The sequence below is a fragment of the Citrobacter freundii complex sp. 2024EL-00216 genome, from assembly GCF_043945515.1.
Taxonomy (GTDB): Bacteria; Pseudomonadota; Gammaproteobacteria; order Enterobacterales; family Enterobacteriaceae; genus Citrobacter; species Citrobacter portucalensis.
The window spans coordinates 1-13171 of record NZ_JBIMRA010000025.1; the positions used below are offsets into that span (position 1 = coordinate 1).

The 13171-nt window shown below is 52.1% G+C and carries 16 protein-coding genes and 2 pseudogenes; 7 read left to right on the forward strand and 11 right to left on the reverse strand.

Features of this window, described 5'->3' with window-relative positions; all coding sequences use genetic code 11:
* Positions 1-59 precede the first annotated feature (59 nt).
* The 5 genes and pseudogenes from ACHHZ7_RS21675 to ACHHZ7_RS21695 all read left to right on the forward strand — a co-directional run bounded on the left by ACHHZ7_RS21675 (position 60) and on the right by ACHHZ7_RS21695 (position 2583).
* The gene (locus tag ACHHZ7_RS21675; RefSeq protein WP_086504770.1) at positions 60-314 is read left to right on the forward strand and encodes a hypothetical protein; all 255 of its coding nucleotides are present in this window, start codon (positions 60-62) and stop codon (positions 312-314) included.
* A 28-nt stretch (positions 315-342) separates the two neighbouring features.
* Positions 343-876, forward strand: coding sequence for a hypothetical protein (locus ACHHZ7_RS21680; RefSeq protein ID WP_284242724.1), 534 nt, complete (start codon positions 343-345; stop codon positions 874-876).
* A 385-nt stretch (positions 877-1261) separates the two neighbouring features.
* Positions 1262-1553, forward strand: a pseudogene (locus ACHHZ7_RS21685) (DUF550 domain-containing protein); the annotation flags it as partial.
* Positions 1554-1700: 147 nt separating this feature from the next.
* Complete coding sequence (locus ACHHZ7_RS21690) at positions 1701-2273, forward strand: 3'-5' exonuclease (RefSeq protein ID WP_395149208.1); 573 nt, start codon at positions 1701-1703, stop codon at positions 2271-2273.
* Between the two features lie 37 nt (positions 2274-2310).
* Positions 2311-2583, forward strand: coding sequence for a pyocin activator PrtN family protein (locus ACHHZ7_RS21695; protein ID WP_020838472.1), 273 nt, complete (start codon positions 2311-2313; stop codon positions 2581-2583).
* A 64-nt stretch (positions 2584-2647) separates the two neighbouring features.
* On the opposite strand, the gene ACHHZ7_RS21700 is transcribed toward ACHHZ7_RS21695, so the two are convergent.
* The 4 genes and pseudogenes from ACHHZ7_RS21700 to ACHHZ7_RS21715 all read right to left on the reverse strand — a co-directional run bounded on the left by ACHHZ7_RS21700 (position 2648) and on the right by ACHHZ7_RS21715 (position 4366).
* Positions 2648-2821, reverse strand: a complete 174-nt coding sequence (locus ACHHZ7_RS21700) for a hypothetical protein (RefSeq protein ID WP_020838469.1) — start codon at positions 2819-2821, stop codon at positions 2648-2650.
* A gap of 195 nt (positions 2822-3016) precedes the next feature.
* Positions 3017-3550 (reverse strand): hypothetical protein, encoded by a 534-nt coding sequence (locus tag ACHHZ7_RS21705; RefSeq protein ID WP_049015405.1) that lies wholly within the window; start codon positions 3548-3550, stop codon positions 3017-3019.
* Between the two features lie 145 nt (positions 3551-3695).
* A pseudogene (locus tag ACHHZ7_RS21710) lies at positions 3696-3770 on the reverse strand (hypothetical protein); the annotation flags it as partial.
* 107 nt (positions 3771-3877) lie between these two features.
* Positions 3878-4366, reverse strand: coding sequence for a cupin domain-containing protein (locus tag ACHHZ7_RS21715; protein WP_003031710.1), 489 nt, complete (start codon positions 4364-4366; stop codon positions 3878-3880).
* Positions 4367-4481: 115 nt separating this feature from the next.
* On the opposite strand from ACHHZ7_RS21715, the gene zur reads away from it, so the two are divergent.
* Positions 4482-5000 carry a zinc uptake transcriptional repressor Zur gene (gene zur / locus ACHHZ7_RS21720; RefSeq protein WP_003031709.1) on the forward strand — a complete coding sequence of 173 codons (519 nt, stop codon included), beginning with the start codon at positions 4482-4484 and terminating at the stop codon, positions 4998-5000.
* Positions 5001-5049: 49 nt separating this feature from the next.
* Here zur and ACHHZ7_RS21725 read toward each other — a convergent pair whose 3' ends face one another.
* The 4 genes from ACHHZ7_RS21725 to ACHHZ7_RS21740 form a co-directional block, all read right to left on the reverse strand.
* Entirely contained in the window at positions 5050-5259 is a 210-nt protein-coding gene (locus tag ACHHZ7_RS21725) for a CsbD family protein (RefSeq protein ID WP_003031706.1), read from the reverse strand.
* A 136-nt stretch (positions 5260-5395) separates the two neighbouring features.
* On the reverse strand, positions 5396-6715 hold the full coding sequence (dinF, locus tag ACHHZ7_RS21730) for an MATE family efflux transporter DinF (RefSeq protein ID WP_060683092.1): 1320 nt from the start codon (positions 6713-6715) through the stop codon (positions 5396-5398).
* Between the two features lie 131 nt (positions 6716-6846).
* A complete protein-coding gene (gene lexA / locus ACHHZ7_RS21735; protein ID WP_003826596.1) occupies positions 6847-7455 on the reverse strand; it encodes a transcriptional repressor LexA in 609 nt (202 codons plus the stop codon).
* Between the two features lie 109 nt (positions 7456-7564).
* Entirely contained in the window at positions 7565-7933 is a 369-nt protein-coding gene (locus tag ACHHZ7_RS21740) for a diacylglycerol kinase (RefSeq protein ID WP_003826594.1), read from the reverse strand.
* 170 nt (positions 7934-8103) lie between these two features.
* Between ACHHZ7_RS21740 and plsB the strand changes: the two genes are divergently transcribed.
* Entirely contained in the window at positions 8104-10524 is a 2421-nt protein-coding gene (gene plsB, locus ACHHZ7_RS21745; RefSeq protein WP_008786919.1) for a glycerol-3-phosphate 1-O-acyltransferase PlsB, read from the forward strand.
* 55 nt (positions 10525-10579) lie between these two features.
* On the opposite strand, the gene ubiA is transcribed toward plsB, so the two are convergent.
* From ubiA to malM, 3 genes are all read right to left on the reverse strand, one after another.
* Positions 10580-11452: a 4-hydroxybenzoate octaprenyltransferase gene (gene ubiA / locus ACHHZ7_RS21750; RefSeq protein ID WP_003826589.1), complete on the reverse strand. Its 873-nt coding sequence runs from the start codon at positions 11450-11452 to the stop codon at positions 10580-10582.
* Between the two features lie 13 nt (positions 11453-11465).
* The gene (gene ubiC, locus ACHHZ7_RS21755; protein ID WP_042313004.1) at positions 11466-11963 is read right to left on the reverse strand and encodes a chorismate lyase; all 498 of its coding nucleotides are present in this window, start codon (positions 11961-11963) and stop codon (positions 11466-11468) included.
* Positions 11964-12143: 180 nt separating this feature from the next.
* The gene (gene malM / locus ACHHZ7_RS21760; protein WP_060683091.1) at positions 12144-13091 is read right to left on the reverse strand and encodes a maltose operon protein MalM; all 948 of its coding nucleotides are present in this window, start codon (positions 13089-13091) and stop codon (positions 12144-12146) included.
* Positions 13092-13171: the final 80 nt, after the last annotated feature.

A 13171-nucleotide genomic window follows, 5' to 3' on the forward strand; every position in this document is an offset into this window, starting at 1 on the left:
TTCGCAGCATTAAAAGAGTCTCTGGTGCAACTGGAACAGGAACGTAAAGGTAAAACGCCATGACTGTATTTGAATATCTACAGGCTCATCCGAATACCACCAGCGGTGAAATCGCCAAAGGTATGAATAAAAAGACACCCGCGGTCGCTGGCGCATTATCGCAACTCTATGGCACCGGCCGGATCGTGAAGTCTGGTGTTCGCAAGGGCATACCAACATACCGTGTTAACGATATGCCGTTTGGGTGCAGTAACAGCCTAACCATGATGTTTAACCAGCTATTGAATAGCGCCAGACAGGGAGCAGCCCAATGACCGCACTTAACAAACAGGAGCGTGCAGCATGACAGTGCATACAATTAAGCAATGCCGTCCTGACCAGAAAGAAACCGAGTATTTCTGGAAGTTGTTTCATGCGGCACAACGCAATGACGCTCGCTGGCACGGTAGTGAAATCAGCATTATCGCTGATGAGCTATCCCGAACGGATTTAGATCGTAACCAAAAACTGTTTCTTCTCCGCGCCTGGCAAGTGCTTGTAGACGACAAAGGTGGATTCGGGCGCTTTATGGGAGCCTTTGATACTTACGTCTACAACATGCAGGACCCGAATGATGACTGCGTAGCGTGGAAGCCTGAACTTAGCAAACTGCTGTGTGACGGGCAATTGTTGGACGTGGTTATCGATGCTTATCAGTCTGCTCGGCAGCGCGTAGCAGAACTGGAGGAAAAGTTAGCTAATCCCGTTTTGCTGCCAAAAACAAACGGCTACTGGAATGAGCAAGAAAAAGCATATGAAGAGGCTATTACGCCGCCAGACGGCAGATTCGCTTGGCAGGATTCCGGTGTGAGGGGGATGAATAGATGGCTGGCGTAACCAAAATGGAGTGTGTTCATTCCACTAATCCTGAGTGGTTCTCACCTGGTGATATTTATGATTCCGAGAAGCGCGGACCAGATACTTGTATTTGTGGTGACAACCTCGTGTCCGACCTTAACCCGGAAGACTGGTATGAGATGAGCCAGCGAGTCGATGGGCTATGGTTTCTTACCGGCTTTCAGCAATCAGTCTTGTTTAGAACCGTGAGGACTAACGCATGACAACTAACAACCACCCGGCGCACGGTCCTGTATCACTCGATCGCCTGCACCAGATAAGCGAAATACTCAGCAAAGCAGCAGCACAAAGCGACGGCGGCAATCTCGGCTACGCAATGGCTGATGCTGTGAAAGTGTTTAATGGGGTTCTGGAGTCGATGGCCCGCGAACAAGTACGCCGTGAACATGCAGCATGGTCACTGGCTACTTTCGGGGATGTCGGCCCAGTTGGTCCGCTGAAGCACCTTTCCAAAGAAGCGCTCGAGGCCGCTGCGGAACCAGGCGACCTTAGCGAATGGGCTGACATGCAGTTCCTGTTATGGGATGCGCAACGTCGTGCCGGTATCAGTGACGAGCAGATTACCCAAGCGATGGTAGAAAAGCTGGTGATTAACAAACAGCGCGAATGGCCTGAGCCGAAAGACGGTAAGCCAAGGCTACATATCAAGGAATCCGACAACTCGCTTGTGACTCCGGAGGGGACAGCCTGCAAATACTGCGGCGGTACAGGTTATTTCCGTTGGAAAAAGTCAGCAAATACTTTCCCGTGTCCATGTATGGGATGCAATTTGCCAGCAGCACCTCAGCAGGAGAATGTATAACGTGAACAATTTAATGATCGACCTTGAGTCCATGGGCAAAAAACCAAATGCCCCTATCGTCTCCATTGGTGCCGTGTTCTTCGATCCGCAAAGCGGTGAACTGGGTCAGGAGTTTTACACCGCCGTTAACCTTGAAAGTGCTATAGAGCAGGGAGCGGTGCCGGATGGTGACACTATTCTGTGGTGGTTAAGACAAAGCTCAGAAGCACGATCAGCAATCTGTGTTGATGATGCGATGCCGATATCGTCTGCCCTATCTGAACTGAGCCATTTCATTAATCGGCATTCTGATAACCCAAAATATTTAAAAGTTTGGGGCAATGGAGCTACTTTCGACAACGTTATATTGCGCGGCGCATATGAGCGCGCCGGCCAGGTTTGCCCGTGGCAATTTTGGAACGATCACGACGTCAGAACCATCGTCACATTAGGCAGAGTTGTGGGTTTCGATCCTAAGCGAGACATGCCATTCGATGGGGTGGCACATAACGCACTGGCCGATGCGCGCCATCAGGCAAAATACGTGTCCGCGATCTGGAAGAAGTTGATTCCGGCCACCAGCAGCGATCTGTAATTCCCCTGGGTGCAGCCAGGTTGTATGGAGAACGTCTATGAATACTTTGTTTTTACTTATGGCTGAGTTCAACACGCCTAACATCGAGCTATCAGCTGTATGCCAAAAGTATTTCGGTATGAGCCCTAACACAGCAGAAGCGAAAGCAAATGCCTGCCAGTTGCCTATCCCGACTTATCGTGTAGGAACATCGCAGAAAGCAAAGCGCTGCATCAACATTCAGGATCTTGCTGAGTATATAGACCAGCGACGGGAAGAAGGCAGAATTGAATGGGAAAGGGTTAGAACGAACAAACAGAAAAATAGTTGAGTTCCGCACTGATAAAAAAGAAAAACCCGCCATCTGGCGGGTTTTCAAAAAGCACCAGCTATGATCATGCTGCCTTGCGACGACGAAGCTTACCCTGTTGCTCTTTACCAGAGACAATAGCGTGCGTGAACGCGTTAGGAGCAGCCTTCATCAGAACTTCAACAGCAGCACCCATACCTGCGAATGCTTTCATTGTGTCGAACTTAACCTGTGGCTTGGTTGCTTTTTGATCTTTCATAGAAAACTCCCGAGACGATAAGGGCGCCTCTAACCTCTTAGTTAAAGCTAGCTTGTCCAGCCAACTTGTGCCAATCGGTTCCTCCGATTGGTGACATCGTTTTTGGTAGTGAGAATACATAACGACTGTCCCAGATGTACCTTTAAGGTAATCCGGATGGATATCCTACAATCTGTAGACACTCGGCGTCTACACCTATTGTGCGAATTTCAGAAATGTCTCTTGTAGATTATCTGTGGCTGTAGACATCACGTAGCCACACTTTTCCATGCAAAAACCGAACGACTCATAAAATGGCTGCAACTCTGGAACGGGTTCAATAATCTGAACGACCTCACACTCGACAGCCTTACAAAAAACAAAGGCACTCATTAGTGTGAGCAAAACCATTCGCCCTTTTAGTGGGTGTGATTCATCTTCCCTTGAGAACCTTTCAACAATATGGATCCGAAAGATTTTATCTTCAACCCCATAAACACAAATTGCTGCCCCTGATGGAATACCCTGCACTACTCCTTGCTGAACAAGTTTGATGCAGAATTCATACTTATCATCAGAATTACCATAGGCACTGAGCATATAATCCCACTCAAGCTCGCCATAACCACCACAGAGGATCTTATAATCCTCATCACTGATCGGGCCAACTGCGAGAGGCAACCCCACATGGTCAATAACTAACTGAATGTTGTTACGAACAGATTGACCTATCTCGTCTAAAGTGAGCATTAGAGCCTCTCAAGCGGAACGGCGAAAGACCCCATTATACCTATTCCCGCCATGCAATGCTTTGTAAGAGTTATGTATTAAATTAAAAACATCGGGTTCCCAATAGGACCCCACAAAACACACGACACCGCTATTTCTCTGTATAATCCGTCCCATCGAGCATCGGCGCGATAGAAAAACGATGAGCGGGAAAAGCGGTAGACTGAGATTCAGGCAGCATGGCGAATATTCAAGCATCCGGTTAAAAAAGGGGCGCTACTATAGCATAGACCGTTACGATAGTGAGCCACATCCTCGCGGCTCACTCCCCCTGACCCTAAACAAAAGCTATTTACGCCCCGGTTTTCCGTCGTGAGATCCAAAAAACTGCGGCGGATGGTCGACCCAGCGATCCTCACGTGTAGCGGCATAGACCGGGTTAAGTGGATAATAAATGCGGTTGTATTTTTTGTTCGCCTCACCCACGACTAACAGGCGCACCTCTTCACTGGTGTTATTGATAAAGGTATGGCACACGCCTGTACCTGCCGGGAAACCGACGCTGTCGCCCGGTTCCAGCTTCCATAAATACCCGTTAATCCAGGCCTCAGGATAACCTTCCAGCACGTAGATAAATTCTTCCTCATCGCTTTCGGCGTGCGGGTACGAGGTACGCCGACCCGGCGGCAGGCGTTCATGATGAATGCCGAGTCGTCCTAACCCCAACTTGCGGGCAAGCGGCGCGCCAATAGCAAATAGCTCATCGCTGTCAGGATAAGTGGAGTCATCAGCCCCCTCAACCTCACGCCAGTGGCGAATACAATCGGGTCTTTTCATGGTTTTTTTCCAGTATTGCGATGCGTCAGGTATAGCACACCACGGTGGATCTCGGTGTTTTAAGCAGAACATGTTAAAGTAAGGGATTAACCTTCCACGCAAATCGAGGCGCCAAATGGACAAAACCACTACGCAAGAGTTATTGGCTCAAGCTGAAAAACTCTGCGCGCAACGCAACGTGCGGCTTACGCCACAACGCCTCGAAGTACTGCGCCTGATGAGCCTGCAGGAAGGTGCGATCAGCGCCTATGACCTGCTCGACCTGTTGCGGGAAACTGAGCCGCAGGCTAAGCCACCTACCGTATATCGTGCGCTCGATTTTCTGCTGGAACAAGGTTTCGTGCACAAGGTGGAATCCACCAACAGCTATGTGCTTTGTCATCTGTTCGATCAGCCAACCCACAGTTCAGCAATGTTCATTTGCGACCGCTGTGGCGTGGTAAAAGAAGAGTGTGCGGAAGGCGTGGAAGACATCATGCATACACTAGCAGCAAAAATGGGCTTTGCACTGCGGCATAACGTTATTGAAGCCCACGGGCTGTGTCCGGCCTGTGTGGAAGTTGAGTCATGTCGCCATCCTGGCGAGTGCCAGCATGACCATACGATTCAGGTGAAGAAGAAAGTTGGGCGCTAGGTAAGCGGGAAGAGCGTACATCCTTGTACTCTCAGGAGGGAAGGGTTAATTACCAGCGGTAATCATTACGTTTTTCCCAATCGTTAACTTCTTTCTCCGCCTGATCTTTCGCGTAACCGTAACGCTCCTGGACTTTACCGACCAGTTGGTCACGTTTACCTTCAATGACCGTCATATCATCATCGGTCAGTTTGCCCCATTGCTCTTTCACTTTACCTTTAAACTGCTTCCAGTTGCCGCCGACTTCGTCTTTATTCATCATCAAGTCCTCATCGTTAGGTTGTGAATAGCGAGAGTGCCATGTCCAGACACATGCTGTTTTTGCTGGACGTGAGAATAAGTGTAGTCAGTGATTCTGGGTTTTATTTACTATTCGGAATTTTTAACCATCCCGCTCAGGCAAACCAGGTTCCATTACGCCAGTGACGTCGCCAGATAAAGGCCAGTGAAAGCCCGCGCAACGCCAGGAAAACGGTTAACGCCAACCACAAGCCATGGTTTCCCAGCCACGGCAAAGTCAGCAGCGTTAATGCGAATCCTGTGGCGGCAACGGCCATACTGTTGCGCATTTCTGCCGCGCGCGTCGCGCCAATAAACATTCCGTCGAGCAGATAACACCAGACACCCACCAGCGGTAACACCACCTGCCAGAAAAGATAGCGATCGGCCAGCTGTTGGATCTGTGGCAGCGAGGTCAGCAGCGCAACAATCTGCTCGCCAAACAGGGCATAAACAAACGAAAACAAAATAGCCACAATACCGGACTGTCGGCAGGCCGCCCGCCAGACGTCCAGCAACTGGCTACCATCTCGCGCCCCATAGGCCTGGCCCGAATGCGCTTCCACGGCATAGGCAAATCCATCCAGCGCGTAGGCGGTAAAGGTTAGCAGAGTCATCAGAACGGCATTAACCGCAATGATATCGCCTCCCAGACGCGCACCCAGCACCGTGATAGCGCCAAAACAGAGCTGCAGCAGCAGCGAGCGCAACATGATGTCACGGTTAAGCGCCAGCAAACGGCGGAAGTTGCCACGCCACGCCTGCTTCAGCATTGCCAGCGAAATTCCGCGCATATGCAGGACTTTGTGCACCATCATCAGGCCGATCAGCAAGGTGGCATATTCAGCAATCACCGTTGCCAGTGCCGCACCCTGCACGTTCATATGCAGGCCCATCACCAGCCATATATCAAGCACAATGTTGAGAATATTGCCGACAATCAACAAGATAACCGGCGCACGCGCATACTGAACGCCAAGCAGCCAGCCGAGCAGCACCAGATTCGCCAGCGAGGCGGGTGCGCTTAACCAGCGAATTTCGAGGAAACGTCGGGCCTGCTCCAGTACCGCTTCACTTCCGCCAACAATGTGCAGAGCCAGATCGATAATCGGCGTACGAAAAAGTGCGATAAGCAACCCTGCTCCCAGCGCCAGCATGAGCGGCTGCACCAGTGCGCTCGCCAGCGCCTGCGGATTTTTCGCACCAAATGCCTGGGCGGTAAGACCGGTGGTGCTCATGCGCAAAAAAAGCAGCAGCATAAAAAGAAAACTGGTTGCCGTAGCACCAACCGCAACACCGCCAAGATAGACCGGACTATCCAGATGACCAATCACCGCGGTATCCACCAGTCCCAGCAGGGGAACGGTGATATTGGAAAAGATCATGGGTAAGGCGAGGTGCCAGAGTGCTTTATCAGAAGAGGTAAAGAAAGGCATACAGGAGGGCCTGAGAAGAAGTTAGACGTACTGGATAATGTGATGCAGGCCCGGCAAGCGCAGCGCTACCGGGCACGTTGCCGGATGGCGACGTCATCGTCTTATCCGGCCTACAGGGATTCAACAGAAAATTACAGCCATTCACCGTTACGGATGACGCCTACTGCCAGCCCTTCAATAGTAAAGTTTTGTTCGCGCAGGTCGACAACGATAGGTTTGAACTCGCTGTTTTCTGGCAGGAGTTCAACCTTGTTTCCCTGCTTTTTCAGCCGCTTAACCGTGACTTCATCATCAATACGGGCAACAACAACCTGGCCGTTACGCACGTCCTGGGTTTTATGCACAGCGAGTAAATCACCGTCCATAATCCCGATATCTTTCATCGACATACCGCTAACGCGCAGAAGAAAATCGGCGTTCGGTTTGAACAGTGAAGGATCGACTTGATAGTGGCCTTCGATGTGCTGCTGCGCCAGAAGTGGCTCACCGGCTGCCACGCGCCCCACAAGCGGTAACCCTTCTTCTTCTTCCTGCAACAGTCGAATACCGCGCGATGCGCCGGATACAATTTCCAGCACACCTTTACGCGCCAGCGCTTTCAGGTGTTCTTCAGCTGCGTTTGGGGAACGGAACCCCAAACGCTGCGCGATCTCCGCACGCGTCGGTGGCATACCTGTCTGGCTGATGTGATCTCTAATGAGATCAAACACCTCTTGTTGCCTGGCCGTTAACGCTTTCATTCCGCCCCCTGGGTGTATATACAGTTATGCTGTGAGTATATACAGCTAAAGGCGATTTTGGAACCGCAAACTGCACAAAAAACAGGAGATTTATGCAGTTGTGGAAGCCTTATCGCAAATGCGACCACAACAGGATGCCCCAGGTGATTAGAGCGACAAAAATAGACAGCAATACCGCAGCCGACCCCATATCTTTCGCCCGACCGGAAAGTTCGTGGTACTCAGAACCAATACGATCAACCACCGCTTCAATCGCACTGTTGAGGATTTCAACGATCATCACCAGCATCACAGAACCAATCAACAACACGCGGGTAATTGCATCAACATCCAGCCAGCAGGCGATGGCGACGCCCAGCAGGACGGCAACACTTTCCTGACGGAATGCCGCCTCATTAATCCATGCGGCGCGAAAACCTTTCCAGGAATAACCTGCAGCTTTGATAATTCGGGTGAATCCAGTGGTATTATTGGCCATCAAAAAGAACCTTTTTACATTATTAGCGTCAATGTCATTGTAACGTTACCCCGTTTGTTCAGGGTGTGGCAAAGCAGCGCGAAGTATGACCGGATACCACAGAAATTCACTAAACTTTCTGATATCCTTGCAGCGCATTTGCATTATTAACCAGAGGCTTTACATCGTTTATGTCCGGCTGGCCACGAATTTACTACAAATTACTGAATTTACCATTAAGCGTCCTGGTAAAAAGCAAGTCTATTCCAGCAGAACCTGCTCCGGAATTGGGACTCGATACTTCGCGTCCCATTATGTACGTCCTACCGTACAATTCGAAAGCAGACTTGCTGACGCTGCGTGCCCAATGTCTGGTGCACGACCTCCCCGATCCCCTGGAACCACTAGAGATAGACGGAACGCTGTTACCGCGCTACGTGTTTATTCACGGCGGTCCGCGTGTATTCACCTATTACACGCCGAAAGAAGAGTCCATCAAGCTGTTCCACAACTATCTCGACTTGCATCGAAGCAATCCGGATCTGGATGTGCAGATGGTGCCAGTTTCGGTGATGTTTGGCCGTGCGCCAGGGCGTGAAAAAGGCGAGGTCAATCCGCCGTTACGTATGCTAAACGGCGTACAGAAATTCTTTGCGGTGTCCTGGCTGGGTCGCGACAGTTTTGTCCGCTTCTCCCCGTCGGTCTCTCTGCGCCGTATGGCGGATGAACACGGTACGGATAAGATCATCGCTCAGAAGCTGGCACGCGTGGCGCGTATGCACTTTGCTCGCCAGCGCCTGGCCGCTGTCGGCCCGCGCCTCCCTGCCCGCCAGGATCTGTTTAATAAGCTGTTAGCTTCAAAAGCGATCGCTCGTGCGGTAGAAGATGAAGCGCGCAGTAAAAAAATCTCCCACGAAAAAGCGCAGCAAAATGCCATTGCGCTGATGGAAGAGATTGCCGCCAACTTCTCCTACGAAATGATTCGTCTGACGGACCGTATTCTGGGCTTTACCTGGAACCGTCTGTATCAGGGGATTAACGTTCACAATGCTGAACGTGTACGCCAGTTGGCGCACGATGGGCATGAAATCGTATACGTTCCGTGCCACCGCAGCCATATGGACTATATGCTGCTGTCGTACGTTCTGTACCATCAGGGTCTGGTGCCGCCGCACATCGCAGCCGGTATCAACCTGAACTTCTGGCCCGCGGGTCCGATTTTCCGCCGTCTGGGCGCGTTCTTTATTCGTCGTACCTTCAAGGGCAACAAGCTCTATTCCACCGTCTTCCGCGAATACCTGGGCGAGCTGTTCAGCCGTGGTTACTCGGTTGAGTACTTTGTCGAAGGGGGCCGTTCACGTACCGGTCGTCTGCTCGACCCGAAAACCGGCACGCTGTCGATGACTATTCAGGCGATGCTGCGCGGCGGTACGCGCCCGATTACCCTCGTTCCTATTTACATCGGCTATGAGCACGTAATGGAAGTGGGCACCTACGCAAAAGAGCTGCGTGGCGCGACGAAAGAGAAAGAAAGTCTGCCGCAAATGCTGCGTGGCTTAAGCAAGCTGCGTAACCTGGGTCAGGGCTACGTCAACTTTGGTGAACCAATGCCATTGATGACTTACCTCAACCAGCATGTGCCGGAGTGGCGTGAATCTATTGACCCTATCGAGTCTATCCGCCCGGCCTGGCTGACGCCGACGGTGAATAACATTGCCGCCGATTTGATGGTGCGCATTAACAACGCAGGCGCGGCCAACGCCATGAACCTGTGCTGTACTGCTTTACTGGCCTCCCGCCAGCGCTCTCTGACCCGTGAACAGCTGACCGAACAACTCGACTGCTACCTGAGCCTGCTGCGCAACGTGCCGTATGCTGCGGATTCGACGGTGCCAGCACAGAGCGCCAGTGAACTGATCGACCACGCCTTGCAGATGAACAAGTTTGAGGTCGAGAAAGACACCATCGGTGACATCATTATTCTGCCGCGCGAGCAGGCGGTATTGATGACCTACTACCGCAATAACATTGCGCATATGCTGGTTCTGCCTTCGTTGATGGCAGCCATTGTGACTCAGCATCGTCGTATTTCACGCGCCGCGTTGCAGCAGCATATTGATGCGCTGTACCCGATGTTAAAAGCGGAGCTGTTCTTACGCTGGGAGCGTGATGAGCTTGCCGGGGTGATTGACGAACTGGCCAGCGAAATGCAGCGCCAGGGACTCATCACCCTGACCGATGACGAACTGCATATCAATCCAGCCCGCTCCCGCACGCTACAGCTGCTGGCGGCAGGTGCTCGCGAGACGTTGCAGCGCTACGCCATTACCTTCTGGCTGCTGAGCGCGAACCCGTCCATCAACCGTGGCACGCTGGAGAAAGAAAGCCGCACCGTGGCGCAACGCCTCTCAGTGCTGCACGGCATTAACGCGCCGGAATTCTTCGATAAAGCCGTGTTCAGCTCTCTGGTGCTGACGCTGCGTGACGAGGGATTCATCAGCGATACCGGAGATGCCGAACCGGAAGAAACGATGAAGATCTATCAGATGCTGGCCGAACTGGTCACGTCAGATGTGCGTCTGACCATCGAGAGCGCCACTCAGGGCGAGTAAGCATAAAAAAACCGGTCGGAATGACCGGTTTTTTATTTTGCAGGCTAAGCCAAAATCAAAAATGCCAGTAGCTCATTGCCAGGCCTAAGAACAGCACCAGGCCGACGTAGTTATTGTTCATAAACGCTTTAAAGCAGGCATCACGTTCACGGTTAACGATCAGTTTCTGCTGATAGACAAACAGCGCGCCCGCCACCAACAGAGACCAGTAATAGCCCAGTCCCAACCCGTTTAACCAGCCCACCAGCGCCATCAGCACCAGCACGCCTACCTGCAAAATACCAATAATCAGCTTGTCGTTCTGACCGAACAGGATCGCGGTCGATTTAATGCCGATCTTCAGGTCATCATCCCGGTCAACCATGGCGTACTGCGTATCATAGGCCACCGCCCAGAGAATATTCGCAAGGAACATCAGCCAGCAACTCAGCGGTACGGATTCACTCACGGCGGCGAACGCCATCGGGATCGACCAGCCAAACGCCGCCCCCAGCACCACCTGCGGCAGATGCGTATAGCGCTTCATAAACGGGTAAACCCACGCTAATGCTAATGCCGCAACGGACAACAAAATGGTCATCGTATTGAGGGTCAAAACCAGCAGGAAGGCCAGCAGCACCAGTACCACAAACAGCGTTCGGGCTTCTTTCTCGGTGACAGCCCCACTCGGCAGCGGTCGATTCGCGGTGCGTTTGACGTGCCCGTCAAATTTCCTGTCGGCATAATCATTCACCACGCATCCGGCGGCGCGCATTAACCAAACGCCAGCGACAAAAACCGCCAGAATCCACAGTTGCGGCATGCCTGGGGTCGCCACCCACAGTGCCCACAGCGTAGGCCAGAGCAGCAGTAAGGCGCCGATTGGCTTATCCGTACGCATCAAGCGGTGAAACGCCAGCAGCTTATTCTGCGTCAGACTCCACTCCATCTTTATCTTCCTCTCAGTACAACGGCGATGCAGGCAGAAAAAGCTCGGTAAGCATCAACGGCTTACCGCTCAGCCGCAGGCGGGAACGACGCCCCCACAGCGCTGCATCTTGGCCAATCTCAATAAAATCTCGGGTCAATGTCGATGACGTAAACAGGTAGCGTCCGAGCGGGGTTTTCCCCAGGTTTTGTAAAGCCAGTTCAGGGCCACACAGGGTAGATTCAGGCACCACGGTACGCCCGGCAAGCCAGGGTTCACCATCCGCGCATAACAGGATTTCGCGTAACCAATAGCGGGACTCTTTAGGTAGCAGCGTCAGTTCTTCAGCCACCTCATTTTGCCCAACGAACGCTTCGCGAATCAACGTGACGGTGACTTCTTTGCCCTGCTGCTCAAAACGTTTGGTCATGGAATCTTCCAGTAACAACCAGTCGAGCAGTTGCGGGTCCAGCGCCGGGATCGCATCAAAATAACGCAGCGCACGCAGTTGCGTTAACGCAGGGTGTGGCATGCCTTACTCTCCGATTTATAACCTAAAGGCATTGTATCGCAGAAAAGGCATTACGGGGTGAGCAAACACGATTAAGTGATCGGTAGGGCAACATAAGTGTAACAATTCGCACCGAAGGATAAAAAAAGGTGCGCCAGGAGACGCACCAGTTGTTGCAAAATCAACAATGTGGGGAGATGTTTACCCCTTGCCTTTTACACTGCTGATAAAGGTGGATCGGGCAGATTTGGATCCCAGACGTTCCGCTTCATCAAGCAGCTTCAGCGCTTTATCAACATCGCCTTTTGCAACTGCATCCTTAATCGCCTGATTAAAATAGCTTTCCGTGTCGTTCAGCATTGGCTCGCTTTTCTTCACCGGCTGCGGCGCTGGAGCGGCAACGGCTGCCGCCGGAGCCGCATAAGTCACTGCAGGCGCTGCGGTATTGCCGACAGTGACAGGGCCAGGGCCGGAAGAACCGAACAGCGGCCCGACCAGCACGCTGGAGGAGGAGCTGGTTTTGACTTTCAGTTTCAGCAGACCATCGGTGGTATGACGCGCGATCGGGTCCGGAATATCGGGAACAGCGTTACCGACGCCCTTGGCATAAGCTTTCGCCGGGTCGAGCAGGGTCGTGGTCTGCTGGAGATCTTTATCTGTGGTAAAGACCAGAACATACAGTTTTTGCTGGCCCAGCGCTGGCGTCAGACGCATTACGCCTTCCAGACGATCGGCACTCATCACGCCGGGCTCCTGGTAGGTGAAATAGCTGCTGGGGAAGAACGCAGATGGCGTCATGTTTTGGTCAAGAATTAAGACGTTTGGCGCAAATACGCTGGTTTGTTTGTTGACTTCACTGGACAGCGTCAGGGTCAGTTCGCCAATATTCGCCGGTACGCTATAGGCTGCGACCGGGCCAGTAATACCAGCAACATCTAAACGCTGACCTGCATTGGCAAGCTGTGTGGACTGAGTTTTAGATTGATCAACCGGCGTCCAGGTTAACTGTTGCAGCGCAGCAGTTGGGATTGTTGGGGCCGCGGTGGTGTTCTGCGGAACAATATTTACATCGGCCAGGCTGATGCCAGGCGCGCTGGCAAATAACCCTGCAGATAAACAAAGGGCAACGAGACTTTTCTTCATTTTCATTGTTATCACCTCAGATAGCATGGGTTCAGCGGTGGCCAGGCAATAGCGCGCTAAACCGTAATCAAGAGGGGCTTGCGCCC

Bases quoted from the DNA above. Each gene is read 5' to 3' on its own strand.
- ACHHZ7_RS21675 (WP_086504770.1), top strand. From the start codon at position 60: ATGACTGTATTTGAATATCTACAGGCTCATCCGAATACCACCAGCGGT.
- ACHHZ7_RS21680 (WP_284242724.1), top strand. From the start codon at position 343: ATGACAGTGCATACAATTAAGCAATGCCGTCCTGACCAGAAAGAAACC.
- ACHHZ7_RS21695 (WP_020838472.1), top strand. From the start codon at position 2,311: ATGAATACTTTGTTTTTACTTATGGCTGAGTTCAACACGCCTAACATC.
- ACHHZ7_RS21700 (WP_020838469.1), bottom strand. From the start codon at position 2,821: ATGAAAGATCAAAAAGCAACCAAGCCACAGGTTAAGTTCGACACAATG.
- ACHHZ7_RS21705 (WP_049015405.1), bottom strand. From the start codon at position 3,550: ATGCTCACTTTAGACGAGATAGGTCAATCTGTTCGTAACAACATTCAG.
- ACHHZ7_RS21715 (WP_003031710.1), bottom strand. From the start codon at position 4,366: ATGAAAAGACCCGATTGTATTCGCCACTGGCGTGAGGTTGAGGGGGCT.
- zur (WP_003031709.1), top strand. From the start codon at position 4,482: ATGGACAAAACCACTACGCAAGAGTTATTGGCTCAAGCTGAAAAACTC.
- ACHHZ7_RS21725 (WP_003031706.1), bottom strand. From the start codon at position 5,259: ATGAATAAAGACGAAGTCGGCGGCAACTGGAAGCAGTTTAAAGGTAAA.
- dinF (WP_060683092.1), bottom strand. From the start codon at position 6,715: ATGCCTTTCTTTACCTCTTCTGATAAAGCACTCTGGCACCTCGCCTTA.
- lexA (WP_003826596.1), bottom strand. From the start codon at position 7,455: ATGAAAGCGTTAACGGCCAGGCAACAAGAGGTGTTTGATCTCATTAGA.
- ACHHZ7_RS21740 (WP_003826594.1), bottom strand. From the start codon at position 7,933: ATGGCCAATAATACCACTGGATTCACCCGAATTATCAAAGCTGCAGGT.
- plsB (WP_008786919.1), top strand. From the start codon at position 8,104: ATGTCCGGCTGGCCACGAATTTACTACAAATTACTGAATTTACCATTA.
- ubiA (WP_003826589.1), bottom strand. From the start codon at position 11,452: ATGGAGTGGAGTCTGACGCAGAATAAGCTGCTGGCGTTTCACCGCTTG.
- ubiC (WP_042313004.1), bottom strand. From the start codon at position 11,963: ATGCCACACCCTGCGTTAACGCAACTGCGTGCGCTGCGTTATTTTGAT.
- malM (WP_060683091.1), bottom strand. From the start codon at position 13,091: ATGAAAATGAAGAAAAGTCTCGTTGCCCTTTGTTTATCTGCAGGGTTA.